Here is a 15,605-nt window from a genome sequence, read left to right on the forward strand (position 1 = left end):
TAAAGAAAAACAGCAAGCCCCCAAGCAATTTACATGCCAGTTTCAAAAGTTTTTAAAAAAAACACTTGAACGACAAGTACGATTTAGGGAATAAAACCGGCTTTGACGGTTTTAAAAAAGGTAAAGCAGGAATGTGCCCGCAAAAGACATATTCGGCGGCATTTTTAATCGTGAGCGATCTTTTCTTGTGTCCTAAGGGTCAAGACAGCGAGATTCTGGTGAGTGTGTCATAGCAAGACAGTTTAAAGGCGCTGTCGATGACAACGGGTTGCTCTGTCCATGGTTTTGCCTAAAACAACCATAGTGAGTGGAAAGAATTTGAGAAAAAACCTTTCGTTGAAATTTGAGTACGTTAAAAAAGCGGGTGGAGTCAGCTTTTTCAAACGCGTTCCGGAAAGCGGTTGAAATGTCGGAAGAAAAGAGGTTGGTCAATTTGGATGCGCCGCTATTAAACGTAAAAGGCCTTGATGTCGATTTCAAAACCGAAGACGGTAATTTCCGTGCGGTGAAGTCGCTTGATTTTTCGGTCAATGCCGGTGAAACATTGGCAATAGTGGGCGAAAGCGGCTCCGGAAAATCGGTAACGTCGCTCTCTATTATGCGTCTTATCGAATTCGGCGGTGGTAAAATTTCTTCCGGTGAGGTGCTCTTCAACGACAAGAGTGCTGTGCGCGATCTTACAAAGCTTTCCCAATCGCAAATGAATAGCGTTCGCGGCAAAAATATTGCGATGATTTTTCAGGAACCTATGACATCGCTCAATCCTGTTTTCACTATAGGTGACCAGATTGGCGAGGCAATCCGTCTTCATCAGGGGGGTACACACAAGGAAGTGCGTCAGGAAGCGCTTGCCATGCTTGAAAAGGTGCGTATTCCCGATGCCAAGGGGCTCCTTGATCGCCACCCGCACCAGCTTTCCGGTGGTATGCGCCAAAGGGTGATGATTGCAATGGCACTTGCCTGTCGCCCGCAACTTCTTATTGCCGACGAACCGACAACCGCACTTGATGTGACAATTCAAGCGCAGATTTTGCGCCTTATCCGCATGTTACAGGACGAGCTTGGCATGGGCGTGGTCTTTATCACCCATGATATGGGCGTGGTTGCCGAGGTTGCCGACCGCGTGCTTGTGATGTGTCGTGGTGACAAGATCGAAGAAGGCACGTCGAACGAAATTTTCAAGCATCCGAAACGGCCTTATACGCAAGCTCTGCTTGCCGCAGTTCCCCAACTTGGCGCACTCGCCAATGAAAAATTGCCACGTCCTTTCGATATACGCGAGCCTGGTAAAGATGCGGTTGAAGCACTGCCACAGGATACAGTGAAGCTTGATGATGTTGTGCTTGATGTCAAGAAACTCGTAACCCGTTACGATGTCAAAAAGAACTTTTTCGGCAAAGTGACAGGGCGGGTTCACGCCGCAGAGCAGGTGAGTTTTTCCATTAAAGCCGGTGAAACGCTGGCGCTTGTCGGAGAAAGCGGTTGCGGCAAATCCACAGTCGGGCGCACGATCATGCAATTGACCGAACCACGGAGCGGTGAAATCCTGCTTCACGGGCGCGACATTTTAAAAATGGATAATGCCGAGCGCCACAAGATACGCCAGAACATCCAATATGTGTTTCAGGATCCGTTTGCCTCACTTGATCCGCGCTTGACTGTCGGCTTTTCCATTGCCGAACCCTTGTTGACGCACAAACTCGTTCCCTCAAACAAGGTTGACGAGCGCGTGCAGGAATTGTTGCAGGCGGTTGGCCTGCCGCCACATGTGGCACGCCGTTACCCGCATGAATTTTCCGGTGGTCAGCGCCAACGCCTTTGTATTGCCCGCGCATTGGCTTGTGGGCCGGAACTCCTCATTGCCGACGAGGCAGTGGCCGCCCTTGATGTTTCCATTCAGGCGCAAATCGTCAATCTGCTGATGGACTTGCAAAGAAAATTGGGCCTATCCTATCTTTTTATCAGCCATGATATGGCTGTGGTGGAGCGCATTAGTCACCGTGTGGCGGTGATGTATCTTGGCCAGATTGTCGAAATCGGTCCAAGGCAAGCAGTGTTCAATCATCCGCTTCACCCTTATACGCAGCGTCTGCTTGCCGCCGTACCGATAGCCGATCCGGCGCGCCGGTTTATCAAGCGGCCGCTCATTGAAGGGGAAGTTCCAAGTCCTGTACGGGTACCCGGTGATGAACCTTTGGTCGAGCCACTCGTTGAAGTAGAGCCGGAACATTTTGTTGCCTGTCATCCGGTGGGCATTTTTGAACGCGTTGAACAATCCGGTCTATTGTTTGAAGGAGAGGGAAAATGAAGCTTGTTAAACGATATTTTGCAGCCGGACTGGTTTCGGTATTGGCAGCAATGCCGGTTTGGGCAGAAGCCAAACCGTTGGCTGTCGGTGTCGAATTCAACCTCACCAAACTTGACCCCACCAATATCAATGACACATTGACAATGACATCGCTGCGCACGGTCTATCAGGGGCTGTTGGGTTTCGACAAGGATTACAAGATTATTCCGCTTCTGGCCGAACGTTATGAAGCTTCCAGTGATGCCAAGGAATTCACCTTTTATTTGCGTAAAGGCGTCAAGTTCCATGATGGCACGGATTTTAACGCCGAGGCAGTGAAATTCAATCTTGACCGTTTGGCCAATCCGGAAAACAAATTGTCGCGGCGGGTGCTGATCTCGATGCTCGACCATGTCGACATTGTCGATGATTATACAGTCAAAATTTATCTCAAAGAGCCTTATGGGGCGCTGCCATCTTCGCTTGCCCACCCCGGCACAATGATGATTTCTCCAGCTGCGATCAAAAAATATGGCAAGGATATTGACCGTCATCCTGTCGGAACCGGACCGTTCAAGTTCAAAAGCTGGAGCGGTGATATTTTCGAGGTGACAAAAAACGAGAATTATTGGGGTAAAGTTGCCGATGTCGATGGCGTTGTGATCCGCTCGGTTCCCGAAAGTGGCGCCCGTTTTGCCATGCTTCAGGCCGGTGAATTGCAATTTGTTCCCGATTTTCCTTCCGAACTTGTTGAAGTTGCCAAAAAGATACCGACACTTGACGTAACAACAGCCCCGTCGATCTATGAATTCTATACGTCGATGAATGTCATGAAAAAACCTTTTGATGACATAAGGGTTCGCAAAGCCCTGAACTATGCCGTCAATAAGGAAGCTTTCTGCAAGGTTGTCCTGAACGGCTATTGTGAACCGGCAACATCGTCGATTCCGCCGCTATTACGCTTTTATACCAATGTCGGACGATATGAATATAACCCTGAAAAAGCCAAACAATTGCTGGCCGAGGCAGGCTATGCAAACGGTTTTGAAACAGAGGTTTTTTCAAGAAACAGCACGGCCGTTATTCGTGCCATGCAGTTTTTGCAACAGGAACTTGCCAAGGTCAATGTCAAGGTTACGGTAACGCCGCTTGAAGCCGGTGTTGAGGCTGACCGTGTCTGGGGTGCCGAGACACCTGAAAAATCCGACGTGCAATTGCTTTATAGCGGCTGGTCGGCTTCAACGGGTGATGCCGATTATGGCCTGCGTCCGCTTTTTGCCAGCGAAAGCTTTCCGCCCAATCTTTATAACACCTCCTATTATAAAAATGAAAAGGTCGATCAGGCTCTCGCCGAAGGCATAAAAACCGCTGATGATACAAAACGGGCGGAAGCTTATAAAATTGTCCAGCAAACGGTGTTTGAAGATGCACCGTGGATTTTTATGGGTGAAAAGCAGAATATTTCTGTAAAAACCAAGAAATTGTCAGGCGTTTACATGTTGCCGGATGGCGGTTTCTCGGTTGATGGCGCCAAATTTACCGGTGAATGACAATAAGAGTGGCAGCCTTGCTGCCACTTTTTGAAAACTTTTATCAACAAACCGATAAATCTCGACAAACCAACGAAATGGATGATTGATGTTGAATTTGAAACGATTGCTTGCTGCGGGGCTCGTCTGTACCACCATGTTGATGCCGGCTCTGTCAGAAGCCAAAACGTTGACGGTTGCCGTTCCTGTCAATCTGACAAAGCTCGACCCGACCAATATCAATGATACATTGACCATGACTTCGCTCAGGACGATTTATGAAGGCTTGTTGGGGTTTGACAAGGATTTGAAAATTGTACCGCTTCTGGCCGAACGTTATGAAGCTTCGGAAGACGCCAAAGAATTTACCTTCTATTTGCGCAAAGGTGTGAAGTTTCATGACGGCGCAGACTTTAACGCAGAAGCAGTAAAAATCAATCTTGAACGTCTCGCAAATCCTGAAAACAAATTGTCGCGTCGCGTTCTTGTCTCCATGCTCGATCATGTTGAAGTCGTGGATGATTATACCGTCAAGGTTATCCTCAAAGAACCCTATGGTGCTTTTCCATCTTCCATGGCGCATACCGGCACCATGATGATTTCTCCGGCGGCTCTAGAAAAATATGGTCGCGATATTGATCGCCACCCCGTTGGCACCGGCCCGTTTATTTTCAAAAACCGTTCAAGCGACACGCTTGAAGTCATAAAAAACGACCATTACTGGAATGGCACTGTCGGCGTTGATGGCGTCACTATCCGTTCGGTACCGGAAAATGGTGCGCGTTTTGCTATGTTGCAGGCACAAGAAGTGCAATTTGTTCCCGATTTTCCGCCGGAACTTTTTGCTGTTGCACAAAAAATGCCCAATCTGGTTGTGACGAAAGATCCGTCTATTGCGGAATATTATGTGGCAATCAACACAATGAAAAAGCCGTTCGACGATGTGCGTGTGCGGCAGGCAATGAACTATGCGGTTGATAAAAATGCCTTCTGCAAAGTCGTGATGAACGGTTTTTGTGAACCGGCCACATCACCTATTCCGCCACTCCTGAAATATTACACCAATGTCGGAGAGTATGAATATAATATAGAAAAAGCCAAACAGCTTTTGATAGAAGCCGGTTACCCGAATGGTTTCAATACCGAAATTTTTGGCAAAAACAGCACCATGGTCATTCGTGGTTTGCAGTTTTTGCAGCAGCAACTGGCGGCAGTGAATATCAAGGTGAATGTTACACCGCTTGAAGCCGGTGTCGAGGCTGACCGCGTCTGGGGGGCAAGAACACCCGAAGAATCGACAGTGCAAATGCAGTTTGGAGGCTGGTCGGCATCAACCGCCGATGCCGATTACGGAATGCGCCCGCTTTTTTCTAGCGAAAGCTTCCCGCCCAATCTCTTCAACGTTGCCTATTATAAAAATGCCGAGGTCGACAAAGATCTTTCAGATGCCGTCAAAACGGCAGATGACACAAAACGCGCCGAACTTTACGGCAAAGCGCAAAAGATCATCTTTCAGGATGCACCATGGATATTCCTTGGACAGAAAGACGTGCTTTCCGGCAAAACAAAAAACCTTGAAGGCGTTTACGCATTGCCGGATGGCGGTTTTCTTTTGAAAGATGCAAAGTTTACCGATTGAGACGGAGTTTTTTGAATTGAACCCGTGGTTATCCATTGGAACACGGGTTTTTAAACTGGATAATAACGGAGAATAGGCGCGTGTTCGCGCCGTTCAGCCTAAATTTCGGGATTTTCGATGTTTGCTTTTATTATCAAACGCCTGCTTTCCATCATACCGGTGATATTTGTTATATCACTCATCGTATTCGGTTTTGTCCGGCTTTTGCCGGGCGATCCTGCCCGCCTTGCGGCCGGTGTTGATGCCGATGCGGAAACGGTGGAAGCTATGCGCTCGCAACTTGGTCTTGATCGGCCGGTATGGGCGCAATATGTGACCTTTGTGGAAAACGCTGTTCATGGTGATTTTGGCGAATCCTTGAAAACCCGCAAACCCGTTTCGACAGAAATCGGCGAACGTTTTATGCCAACTGTCTGGCTCACCGTCTTTTCGATGATCTGGTCAACCATATTGGGGCTACTCATCGGTGTTTTTTCGGCGGTCAAAAGAGGGCGTTGGCAGGATTATACCGGTATGGTCGTGGCCGTTTCCGGCATTTCATTTCCGGTCTTCTGGCTTGGCCTTCTCTTGATTAATCTCTTTTCTGTGCGGCTTGGCCTTCTTCCAACCGGCGGTTATGGAACGGCACTTCATTTTATCATGCCGTCATTTACACTCGGCGTCGGGGTTGCCGCCGTGATGGCGCGCTTCTCGCGTTCGGCCTTTATCGAAATATCACGTGAGGATTATATCCGCACAGCGCGCGCCAAGGGGGTTCCCGAACGTCTGGTGACATGGAAACACACATTGCGCAATGCGCTTATTCCGGTCATCACCATGGTGGGCTTGCAATTCGGCTTTTTGCTTGGTGGCTCGATTGTTGTCGAAACAGTGTTTTCGTGGCCGGGGCTTGGAAGACTGTTGATCGATTCTGTGTCCTATCGCGACTATCCGGTTCTTCAGGCACTGATCTTGCTCTTTTCACTGGAGTTCATCCTTATCAATCTTCTGGTTGATGTTCTCTATGCTTTTGTTAATCCGGAGATCCGTTACTCATGAGTGCGAACACTTCATCCGATACACTTGTTGCCGAGGCAACGCGCAAGCCCTTCGGCGAATTTTTGCGCCGTTTCGCGCGCCAGAAAGCGGCAATTGTGGCGCTTGTTTTTCTGCTTTTGTTGATCGGCTCGGCTATTTTCGCTCCCTTATTCATGACGCTTGATCCCAATAGTGCCGATTATAATGCCATTTTGCAGGGATCATCTGCTGCCCATTGGGCGGGAACCGATGAATATGGCCGCGATATATTTACCCGCATCATTTATGGCGGGCGTATTTCTCTGGCAGTCGGTTTTCTGTCGGTTACGCTTGGCGGTCTTATCGGGGTGTTTCTGGGAATTCTTGCAGGCTTTTATGGCGGCTTTCTTGACTCGCTTATTATGCGCATTTCGGATGTGCTGTTTGCCTTCCCCGGCATTTTGCTTGCCATTGCCGTGATTGCCATTCTGGGACCGGGAATTGACAATGTGATTTATGCAGTTGCAGTGTTTTCTGTACCGGTTTTTGCCCGCCTTTCGCGCGGAACGACACTTTCGATGAAAAAGGCTGTCTACATTGATGCGGCGCGTGCCATCGGTGTTTCCGATCATATGATTGTGCTGCGCCATTTGCTGCCCGGAACCTTGCCTAATGTGATTGTCTATTTTTCCATGCGTATCGGCACGTCTATTTTAACCGCTGCAAGCCTTTCGTTCATCGGCCTCGGGGCACAACCACCAAGCTCGGAATGGGGAGCAATGCTTGCCGCAGGGCGCAGCTATATGGGCGTTGCCGACCACCTCACCCTTTATCCGGGTATTGCAATTTTCGTCACGGTTTTGGCCTTCAATGTTTTTGGCGATGGCTTGCGTGACGCGCTAGATCCGAAAATCGACGTCAATTGACCGGCGTCGAAACGCTATTTTTTAAAAATAGCCTGAAATGGTTTTTTGAAAGGACTTTAAAATGTCGTCTCCTGTAAAACCGGTTATCGCCATTCATGGTGGAGCCGGCACAATGCGCTCGAAAGATATGACGGAAGAAAAGGAAAGAGCCTATCGTCATGGATTGACATTGGCACTCGAGGCAGGGCGGGCAGTGCTAAAGGCAAATGGCTCGGCCGTTGATGCAGTCACCGCTTCCGTTATGGCACTGGAAGATGATCCGCTTTTTAATGCCGGTCGTGGTGCCGTTTATACCACCAAACGCACGCAGGAAATGGATGCCGCCATTATGGACGGGCGCGACAGGAATGCCGGTGCCGTTGCCGGAATTTTCGGGCCGCGTCATCCGGTTCTTGCAGCCCGCGCTGTTATGGAAAAAACCGAACATGTTTTCCTTGCCGGTGAAGGGGCCAACGAATTTTGCCGCGAGATCGGGCTTGAGATCAAACCGGCCGAATGGTTTTATACCGAACGGCGCATGAAAGCGCTTGAACAGGAAATGGAGCGACGCCGTAATGGTGGCGAAGAAAATGATCCTTCACGGCGCCACGGCACAGTCGGCGCTGTTGCCTGTGACGTTTTCGGCCATGTGGCAGCAGCAACATCGACCGGCGGAATGACTGCCAAGTTCCCCGGTCGTGTCGGCGATAGTCCGGTTATCGGTGCCGGTACATGGGCAGATGACAAAACCTGTGCAGTTTCGGCAACCGGACATGGCGAATATTTCATCCGCTATGCCGCAGCGCACGAAATCGACGCCCGTATCCGCTGGGGAAAAGAAACACTTGAAGAAGCCGCGCAATCGGTTGTCAAAGATCTCGCAAAAATTGGCGGCGAGGGCGGGCTTATTGCCGTCAATGCCAAGGGCGAAGTGTGCCTGCCTTTCAATAGCGAGGGAATGTATCGCGCATGGATGGGGCAGGACGGTGAAATCCATACCGGCATTTATTGATTTTCCGGCAATTGGTGATTGTTCGTTAAGTTTGTTAAGCGAAGGGCAAACTGTTTCCCTTTGCTTGGCATCTCTGCTTTGAAGTTGGTTTCAGAATTTCATTTCAATATCGGTTTGTCAGCTTTCTTTTCCGGAACATTTCTAAGCCGGAAAAACTATAAGCCCGCTTTGATAAAGTGTGCCAAGATCAATGTCGAAATTTGAAGCTTCACAATCCAAAAGCCGGTCTTGTTTTACCATTGAAAGCCGGTTATCCCAAAAAGCAAAAGCGGGGGAAAGCCCGCTTTCATAGTTCAAAAAAAGTTCAAGCTTTCTTTCACATGACCGAAGCGGCAAGTGCAGAAACAGCACTCATCCAGCCGATTGCATCACGAACCGAATTGCAGTCAAAGCCGATTGTTACCGCATCAATACGCTTGGCAGGAGGCAGATGTGCGGCCTGATCGGCAAGGGCAGGCAAAAGAACCTCGAATTTCACCATAAAAGGTGGGCGTATAATGAAGGGTTTCATGTCATGTCTGTTTTTGACAGCTTCAAAGGCGGCCGCTTTTATTTTTTCGCACGATTTTGTGGGCGAGAGCGAACGCGCAGCACGATTGGTATAAGCGTGTTTGACCGTTGCAAATCTCGCTTTGGGGAAGAATTCCCTGTTTTGTTCTTCAAGGCAATTGTCGCCGGTTAAAAGCCCGACAGGGATACCGAGTTCGCCCGCATAAGCGCCATAAATGCCGGGTTCTCCCAATCGTTTGTCACCAAGATAGACAGCACGGAAAGCGCGGCTGTTGGTGGTGTGGGCAAGCACGCCTTCAAGACTTGCTCCGGCATGGTGGCCAACAAGAAAAACCATGTCGAAACCGCCATCGGCAAGCCCGCAAGCCATATTTTGCGGTTTCGGTTTTCCCTGAATAAGTTCCGCATCGGGATGGAGGAGTTCGGGAACAAGATTGACCATTGCACCATGGGAATCGTTCACAACAACTTCTTTTGCACCGGCTTCAAATGCACCGGTAACAGCAGCATTGACTTCGTTGGTCATCAGGCGGCGCGCCCGTTCATATTCGGCATTGCCGGATGAACATTGCTGAGGGATAACCACACCGGCTACCCCCTCTATATCGGCTGAAATGTAAATTTTCATAAAATTCTCATTGTCCTGTTTTTTTAAAAATCCGCGACCGGTCGAAAGCCGCGCCAAAACAAACAAAAGGCTAAAACCTTCTGTTATAGAGACAAAGAGTATGACAGAAACTGAATTGGTGATGCAAGGAATAGAAGCGGAAAGTTGGATAAATTCGTTGTCGAAGACAGAAACTAACTTGTCAAAGACAAAAAGTTTTTCGTGAAATTTCCGCTTTAACTATTCCTTGCGATCCCCCGCTAAAGTTTTTTCATATGTCTTTCGGCAAGATAACCGAAACCGACACCGAGTATCAGCCACAATATGGCCTGAATACCGAAAGTCGCCATGCGGAAATGCCACAAGACATCAGCCGAAAAATCGGCCGGAACCTCGTTGACAACCGGCATAATGAAATAGACGATACCCATGAATACGGCATAGCCGATCATGGCAATAATCGCCGCATTAAGCCCGCCGAATTTCGCTTTAAGCCGGTTTGCCGCAATATAAACCAGAACCATGGCAAGAAGTGACACCAGAATAAGCGCAAAATAGTCTTCAGTACGCGAAACAATTGTTTCGGGTTGGCCGACCGCTGGCGGGTTGGATGGATATTTCAACTGCGGCACCAGTACCACCGAAATAAAGGCAGAAGCCGAAATCAGTAGACTTGTGGCCATGATGTTCAATTTTCCTAAACGGCCAAAGGCATAGCTGCAAAAACAGGAAAAAAGCCCGCCTGCACCGGCACCAAAAACCACAAGTGCAGTTAGAAGGCCAAAACCGGCCTGTGTTTTTCTGCTGACAACTTCTTCTTCAGCTTCATGGGAATGGCCACTTTGTGCTTCCTCTGCCGCTTCATGGGATTCTTCAAAAGCAATGGCACGATCAACATAAGGCTCGCCGTAAAGGCGGGCAAATCCGAACGCAATAAGACCGGCAACGAGGCCGACAAGCATGCCCCGATAAAGGAGTGAACCCATTATTCTATCTCCTCAGTGACATGGAAAGCCGAGAAGATGGCGCCCATCATGAACGAATTCATGAATGGTGGTGCCGCTGAAAAGCGACAATGCACCTTGCTCTGTGGTGATGAAATAAAGTGCGATGAGGCAAATAAGACCGCCAAATATAGCCCATGGCAAAATGGCTTTGACCGGAATGGTTTTGGTCGGAACAAATATGGTTTGCGGCGCATGCGCCGTTTTAATAGACATGAAACCTCCTTCAGGATAACGCGTCCTTGAGTTTAAGGGAAAAGCATCCAAATCGAAGTTCTGGCTTCTGTCCCATGATTGGTAGACAGTCACAGTGGCGCGACCGCCCCGGATTGACACCGGGTTCCACGAAGTTGAATGTGAGGTTCACCATAGTCTCAAGCAAAATCCCTGTCAAATTCTGTTTGAAACTACTAGATTACTGTCTGTGACAATATGAAAATTCATCATGTTTGAAAAAACAAAAAAGATCGGGAAGCGAAATGGCGGAAATTATTATGATGACTCATGGTATGACACGCGCCGAACAGCGTGGCATTTTTCCCGGTAATGAAAGTCTTGATAGCGATGTTCTTTTGCCCGAAAAATTTTCGGTTCAAAAGGGCATGAATATTGTTTGCGCCAATCTTACCTCGTCTATTCGAACGGTCGAATTATTGGGGCTGGAATTCAAAATAGATTTTTCAATTCCTGTTATAGATTACGGGCATTGGCACGCGAAAGCTTTAAAAGAACTCGCAAATGAAGAGGAAGACGAGCTAGAGCAATGGTTGAGTGACCCTTATTCAGCTCCGCATGGTGGAACCTCTTTCAAAACCCTTTATGACAAGACGGCAGACTGGCTTGAACACGTGAATTATGCCGAACCGACATTGATTGTCGCTGACGCCAATTTTTTGCGAATGGTTATGATTAACGTGTTGAAAGCACCACTTTCATCTTTGTTCAAAATTGATATTGCTCCGCTCACATCTATAAAATTTGTGAAACGTCACGATCATTCAAAAATTTCATTGTTCCCCTCGAATATGGAATGACTGACAGATCAATAAAACCGTGGCTTTAACCAGAACTCACGAGTTTCACCCCGCTTTTTTCACGACCGGGCAGGCGGCATTTTTACCGTCTTGAGTTATGAAGGCTAGCGGGCGTTCGAGATTTTGCTCTTTTCAAGTGTTACGGGAATAGTCTTCTGTTGGTCAAAATTTTCCATGCAACCGGAAAGTGTTCCCAAGTGAACGAGGTTTTCCGAAAAGCGGAAATCGCGCGTAAAAATGGCAAGATTACCCCAAGGAATATAATAGGTAACGTCACCTTTTTGGGGATTAAATCCTTTAGGCTGTGTTTTGACATCAAGTTTTTTCGGCAAGGTGGCAATTTTTTCCGTTTTGTTAAAATCTTCAAGTGTGAGTTCGAGCGGCAACTTACTTATTAAAACACGCGCTTCATCACTGTCATCAAGCTTGATCGTGCAGGTTTTTCCGGTATCGTTAAAAACAATATCGATCTGGTTCATGGCATTTTCACCTTTTATTGTTTGGCTTTGCGCTTCTTCACTTGAAACAGCTAGAAATGCGAGGCTTGTAAGGAAAAGACCTGAAAATAAACCGAAGAAACCGGTGGCACGCTGCCTTACAAATTGTTTCTGAAAACCTGCCATTCAAACAAGCCCCTCGATGTTGATGCGATAGGTTTTTGCTGCAACTTTATAAAACAGATTGTCTTTTTCTTCTTTTGATGCGCCCGAAACGCATAATTTCAACGCGTTCCATAGCGGCACATATCCGCATGAACGCCCGTCCATCGGATAATCGCTTTCCACCATCGAGCGTTCAACGCCGAAAGCTTCTATCGCTGTGTCAATATAAGGCCGCCAGAGTGTGACAAGCTCTTTACTGGTGACGACATCTTTACGTTCGTGCAAATTGAAACCGAAAAACGGCAGACCGAGCCCGCCAATTTTACAGACGACGTTTTGTCGTTTTGCAAGCTCTTGAAGATTGTTTCGCCATGTTTGAAGCGCTTCTTTCTTTTCTTTCTCGTCAAGCCCCAAAACCATAACGTGCCCCATATTGTTCAACACAATAACAAGGTCGGGAAAAGCATCGGCAAGCTTTGCAATCTGTGGCAATTGGTGGTGAAAAGCGCCAATGTCGAATGTGAGATGGCGCTTTTCAACTTCGGCAAGACCTTTTGTAAAATCGGGGTGGTTTACAAGGTCATGCGGTGGCCTATTGGTTACAAATTTGAATGGCAACGGGCTTTTATCATCAATAATATTTTGTCTGACACCTTTAAAGCGAGTGCCTGCCCGTTCAAGACATGTATCAAGGAGCGGTGCGATTTTTTCGCCGAAACGCAAGTCGGCATATCCGACAATTCCATCCGCTACTTTGATTTTGCCATAAACGCCGCTGTCGGACATTGCCGCTACACCATTCGCAAATTCCACTTCACCAACAGGGCGCATAACTTCCGGCCCTGAAGGAGATATGAAAGCCTGTGTTTCTACGTAAACCGAAGCGATAATATTATGACCGGAACGGGCATCTTCGAGATAGTTCTTCAAAAGATAGGTAAGCGGAGGACGGTCGAAAAGGTGATGATGGGCATCAATGATCGGCTGAAGCGGTTCGATAATAGTTTCATCCTTACCTTTGCCAATCTGGCTCATGAGAGATCACCTTTTCCTACCGTTAATTAATCGTCATCATGGTCGATGGCTTTGGCTTCTTCAGGCCCGTAACGGTCGCCGTGAATTGGAATTGCCGATAAAGTGCGGTTGATTTTTTCGACATCCGCATCATCCAATGTAATATCCACGGCCGCGAGATTTTCATTAAGATGGGCGAGCTTCGTTGTGCCCGGTATTGGCACAATCCACGGATGTTGTTTTAATAACCAGGCCAGAGCAAGCTCGGGGCCGGTGACACCTTTATCCAAAGCAAGTTTATCAAGTGCGTCCACAAAGGGGCGGTTCGCTTTCATGTTTTCTGCCGAATAACGCGGCTTGCCATAACGCAAATCGGTTTTCATAAATTTGGTGTTTTCGTTGAGAACACCTGTGAGATAGCCGCGCCCCAACGGGCTGAAGGGCACAAATCCGATGCCCATTTCTTCAATTGCCGGAAAAATGCGTTTTTCCGGTTCGCGCCACATTAACGAATATTCGCTTTGTAAAGCTGTGACGGGCTGCACGGCATGAGCGCGCTTGATTGTTTTGACACTTGCTTCCGAAAGGCCGAAATGCAAAACTTTTCCTTGTTTGATAAGGTCTTTAACAGTTCCCGCCACATCTTCGATCGGTACATCGGGATCCACACGATGTTGATAGAGAAGATCAATATAATCGGTGCGCAACCGTTTTAATGAACCTTCAACAACAGCGCGTATATGGTCCGGTTTGCTGTTGAAACCCGGTAATTGTTTTCCGTCTACAATGTTGAAACCAAATTTTGTTTCGATCACCACTTCGTTGCGGAAAGGTTCAACAGCTTCTCCAACAAGTGTTTCGTTCAGAAGCGGTCCATAAACTTCGGCCGTGTCAAAAAGTGTCACGCCTTGATCGAAAGCAGTGCGGATGAGCTTGACCATTTCCTGATGGTCGGCAATCGGCCCGTGTGCACCGGTCATGACCATGCATCCAAGCCCCATAGCAGAGACTTCAAGACTATTTGCACCAGAACCCAGAACACGTTTTTTGCTTATCATTGTTGTTGTCCCTTTAAAATTCTTATGCGACTGCAATTCTTGTGCTCGTGCAGCTTGCGGCAGTGCTGTGAAAAGTGGCGCTGCCATCAATAGAGCCAAAGCGGTGAGAACCTGCCGACGGTTGCCATTCAACGAATGCATGTTTTTTAATTGTTCCATCGTGTTCCATTCCTTCTAATTTTATTCCCTGCCTCAATTCCCTTAAATTTACGTCATGGGAAGAGGAATGTTTACCGAGGTAGAATTGTTTGAAGTGATGAATAGAATTCATGAAAAAAAAGAATATCGAGTGGAATACAAAATGAAAGCGTGAGGCAGAAAAGCGGAGGTAAAAACGTGTAGCACAAATTTTATTCAAATCGTTTTGCGACCATTTTGTTTGAAATGACTGTCGCCTCAGCCGGTTTTACAATTCATGAATATCAATCATAGCTTTAATAAAAAAATTCATGAAATCAGAACGATAAAATCTTGTTAAAAGTGGATTTTCGATGACCGGAAGATAGCGTTTTTCTTTCGCGATCAGTCGCGGGTTTTTAGAGGTTTTGGCGAAGATGAAAATAGCAATTGTTTATCATAGTGGCTTCGGGCACACAGAAAAATTGGCGCACTATGTCGAAGAGGGAGCGAAAGAAGTACAAAATGCCGAAACGTTTTTGATCGGACTTGATGAAAAACCGGTCGATTGGAACCTGCTTGAAAAAGTCGATGCGATTATTTTCGGCTCGCCCACCTATAATGGAACGGTGAGTGCACGTTTCAAACAATTCATGGAAGATTCAACCGGTCCGGCTTTTGTCAAACAGAAATGGCGCAACAAGATTGCGGCAGGTTTTACCAATTCGGGAGCTGAACATGGCGACAAGCTCAACAGTTTGATGACAATGAGCCTTTTTGCCGCCCAACATGCGATGATATGGGTCAATCTCGGTCTGCTTTCCGGTAAAACACGCAATGATCTGAATGGTATCGGAAGCTGGCTCGGCGCTATGGCGCAGTCTGATAATGTGTCACCGGATGTCACGCCGAAAATAGAAGATCTGAACACAGCCAAATATCTCGGACATCATGTGGCGGAAATCACCAAACAATTTTGTAACGGCAAATAAACAGTCCATTGTATAGGCACGTTTGAACCACGCGAAAAGCTTGACGCTTTTTAAACCAGCTTACTTGCGCATTCGTTTGGCATTTGTTTTTTCAAACTTGACGGGCAGAGGGGTCAGTTTAAAAAGCCAATGCGCGTGTTAGCTGTAAATATGCAGAGCAGGAAAATGCGCGGCTTTAAAATGCCGATTCATGTTTCAAGTCTTTTGCCGTTCGTTTGATCGTTCTTGTTTGCTGCCAGCGCGAGGCAGATTATAAAAATCCTGCTTCGGGTTGTATGGTCTGATTTTGTTTAACCGAA

The 15,605-nt window shown here is 47.5% G+C and carries 14 protein-coding genes; 8 read left to right on the top strand and 6 right to left on the bottom strand.

Annotation, left to right across the window (positions count from 1 at the left end; translation table 11 throughout):
• The first annotated feature begins 406 nt into the window (after positions 1-406).
• The 6 genes from PEB0122_RS04295 to PEB0122_RS04320 all read left to right on the top strand — a co-directional run bounded on the left by PEB0122_RS04295 (position 407) and on the right by PEB0122_RS04320 (position 8,368).
• Positions 407-2,308 carry an ABC transporter ATP-binding protein gene (locus tag PEB0122_RS04295; protein ID WP_075869121.1) on the top strand — a complete coding sequence of 634 codons (1,902 nt, stop codon included), beginning with the start codon at positions 407-409 and terminating at the stop codon, positions 2,306-2,308.
• Entirely contained in the window at positions 2,305-3,837 is a 1,533-nt protein-coding gene (locus PEB0122_RS04300) for a glutathione ABC transporter substrate-binding protein (RefSeq protein WP_075915590.1), read from the top strand. Before PEB0122_RS04295 ends, PEB0122_RS04300 begins: the two co-directional genes overlap by 4 nt.
• 88 nt (positions 3,838-3,925) lie before the next feature.
• Positions 3,926-5,455 (top strand): glutathione ABC transporter substrate-binding protein, encoded by a 1,530-nt coding sequence (locus PEB0122_RS04305; RefSeq protein WP_075915592.1) that lies wholly within the window; start codon positions 3,926-3,928, stop codon positions 5,453-5,455.
• A gap of 117 nt (positions 5,456-5,572) precedes the next feature.
• Positions 5,573-6,493: a glutathione ABC transporter permease GsiC gene (gene gsiC, locus PEB0122_RS04310; RefSeq protein WP_075869116.1), complete on the top strand. Its 921-nt coding sequence runs from the start codon at positions 5,573-5,575 to the stop codon at positions 6,491-6,493.
• Positions 6,490-7,377: an ABC transporter permease subunit gene (locus PEB0122_RS04315; protein WP_075869114.1), complete on the top strand. Its 888-nt coding sequence runs from the start codon at positions 6,490-6,492 to the stop codon at positions 7,375-7,377. Before gsiC ends, PEB0122_RS04315 begins: the two co-directional genes overlap by 4 nt.
• 61 nt (positions 7,378-7,438) lie before the next feature.
• Positions 7,439-8,368 (top strand): isoaspartyl peptidase/L-asparaginase family protein, encoded by a 930-nt coding sequence (locus PEB0122_RS04320; RefSeq protein WP_075915594.1) that lies wholly within the window; start codon positions 7,439-7,441, stop codon positions 8,366-8,368.
• A gap of 316 nt (positions 8,369-8,684) precedes the next feature.
• On the opposite strand, the gene PEB0122_RS04330 is transcribed toward PEB0122_RS04320, so the two are convergent.
• The 3 genes from PEB0122_RS04330 to PEB0122_RS04340 form a co-directional block, all read right to left on the bottom strand.
• Positions 8,685-9,506, bottom strand: coding sequence for a M55 family metallopeptidase (locus PEB0122_RS04330; RefSeq protein ID WP_075915754.1), 822 nt, complete (start codon positions 9,504-9,506; stop codon positions 8,685-8,687).
• A 239-nt stretch (positions 9,507-9,745) separates the two neighbouring features.
• Positions 9,746-10,474 (bottom strand): CbtA family protein, encoded by a 729-nt coding sequence (locus tag PEB0122_RS04335; RefSeq protein ID WP_075915598.1) that lies wholly within the window; start codon positions 10,472-10,474, stop codon positions 9,746-9,748.
• 9 nt (positions 10,475-10,483) lie between these two features.
• On the bottom strand, positions 10,484-10,705 hold the full coding sequence (locus tag PEB0122_RS04340; RefSeq protein ID WP_075869109.1) for a CbtB domain-containing protein: 222 nt from the start codon (positions 10,703-10,705) through the stop codon (positions 10,484-10,486).
• A 263-nt stretch (positions 10,706-10,968) separates the two neighbouring features.
• On the opposite strand from PEB0122_RS04340, the gene PEB0122_RS04345 reads away from it, so the two are divergent.
• The gene (locus tag PEB0122_RS04345) at positions 10,969-11,523 is read left to right on the top strand and encodes a histidine phosphatase family protein (RefSeq protein WP_143238788.1); all 555 of its coding nucleotides are present in this window, start codon (positions 10,969-10,971) and stop codon (positions 11,521-11,523) included.
• A gap of 104 nt (positions 11,524-11,627) precedes the next feature.
• On the opposite strand, the gene PEB0122_RS04350 is transcribed toward PEB0122_RS04345, so the two are convergent.
• The 3 genes from PEB0122_RS04350 to PEB0122_RS04360 are packed head-to-tail and all read right to left on the bottom strand — an operon-like array spanning position 11,628 to position 14,197.
• Complete coding sequence (locus tag PEB0122_RS04350; protein WP_143238789.1) at positions 11,628-12,146, bottom strand: cyclophilin-like fold protein; 519 nt, start codon at positions 12,144-12,146, stop codon at positions 11,628-11,630.
• Positions 12,147-13,160 carry an amidohydrolase family protein gene (locus PEB0122_RS04355; protein ID WP_075915602.1) on the bottom strand — a complete coding sequence of 338 codons (1,014 nt, stop codon included), beginning with the start codon at positions 13,158-13,160 and terminating at the stop codon, positions 12,147-12,149.
• A 26-nt stretch (positions 13,161-13,186) separates the two neighbouring features.
• On the bottom strand, positions 13,187-14,197 hold the full coding sequence (locus tag PEB0122_RS04360) for an aldo/keto reductase (protein WP_075915758.1): 1,011 nt from the start codon (positions 14,195-14,197) through the stop codon (positions 13,187-13,189).
• A gap of 554 nt (positions 14,198-14,751) precedes the next feature.
• Here PEB0122_RS04360 and PEB0122_RS04365 point away from each other — a divergent pair.
• Positions 14,752-15,306 (top strand): flavodoxin family protein, encoded by a 555-nt coding sequence (locus PEB0122_RS04365; protein WP_075915604.1) that lies wholly within the window; start codon positions 14,752-14,754, stop codon positions 15,304-15,306.
• Positions 15,307-15,605: the final 299 nt, after the last annotated feature.

Source organism: Ditibartonella apis (genome assembly GCF_001952075.1).
Lineage (GTDB): Bacteria > Pseudomonadota > Alphaproteobacteria > Rhizobiales > Rhizobiaceae > Bartonella > Bartonella apis.

What these genes read in the sequence shown, in the direction of transcription:
- PEB0122_RS04295 (WP_075869121.1), top strand. Translation starts at nt 407, where the DNA reads ATGTCGGAAGAAAAGAGGTTGGTCAATTTGGATGCGCCGCTATTAAAC.
- PEB0122_RS04300 (WP_075915590.1), top strand. Translation starts at nt 2,305, where the DNA reads ATGAAGCTTGTTAAACGATATTTTGCAGCCGGACTGGTTTCGGTATTG.
- PEB0122_RS04305 (WP_075915592.1), top strand. Translation starts at nt 3,926, where the DNA reads ATGTTGAATTTGAAACGATTGCTTGCTGCGGGGCTCGTCTGTACCACC.
- gsiC (WP_075869116.1), top strand. Translation starts at nt 5,573, where the DNA reads ATGTTTGCTTTTATTATCAAACGCCTGCTTTCCATCATACCGGTGATA.
- PEB0122_RS04315 (WP_075869114.1), top strand. Translation starts at nt 6,490, where the DNA reads ATGAGTGCGAACACTTCATCCGATACACTTGTTGCCGAGGCAACGCGC.
- PEB0122_RS04320 (WP_075915594.1), top strand. Translation starts at nt 7,439, where the DNA reads ATGTCGTCTCCTGTAAAACCGGTTATCGCCATTCATGGTGGAGCCGGC.
- PEB0122_RS04330 (WP_075915754.1), bottom strand. Translation starts at nt 9,506, where the DNA reads ATGAAAATTTACATTTCAGCCGATATAGAGGGGGTAGCCGGTGTGGTT.
- PEB0122_RS04340 (WP_075869109.1), bottom strand. Translation starts at nt 10,705, where the DNA reads ATGTCTATTAAAACGGCGCATGCGCCGCAAACCATATTTGTTCCGACC.
- PEB0122_RS04345 (WP_143238788.1), top strand. Translation starts at nt 10,969, where the DNA reads ATGGCGGAAATTATTATGATGACTCATGGTATGACACGCGCCGAACAG.
- PEB0122_RS04350 (WP_143238789.1), bottom strand. Translation starts at nt 12,146, where the DNA reads ATGGCAGGTTTTCAGAAACAATTTGTAAGGCAGCGTGCCACCGGTTTC.
- PEB0122_RS04355 (WP_075915602.1), bottom strand. Translation starts at nt 13,160, where the DNA reads ATGAGCCAGATTGGCAAAGGTAAGGATGAAACTATTATCGAACCGCTT.
- PEB0122_RS04360 (WP_075915758.1), bottom strand. Translation starts at nt 14,197, where the DNA reads ATGATAAGCAAAAAACGTGTTCTGGGTTCTGGTGCAAATAGTCTTGAA.
- PEB0122_RS04365 (WP_075915604.1), top strand. Translation starts at nt 14,752, where the DNA reads ATGAAAATAGCAATTGTTTATCATAGTGGCTTCGGGCACACAGAAAAA.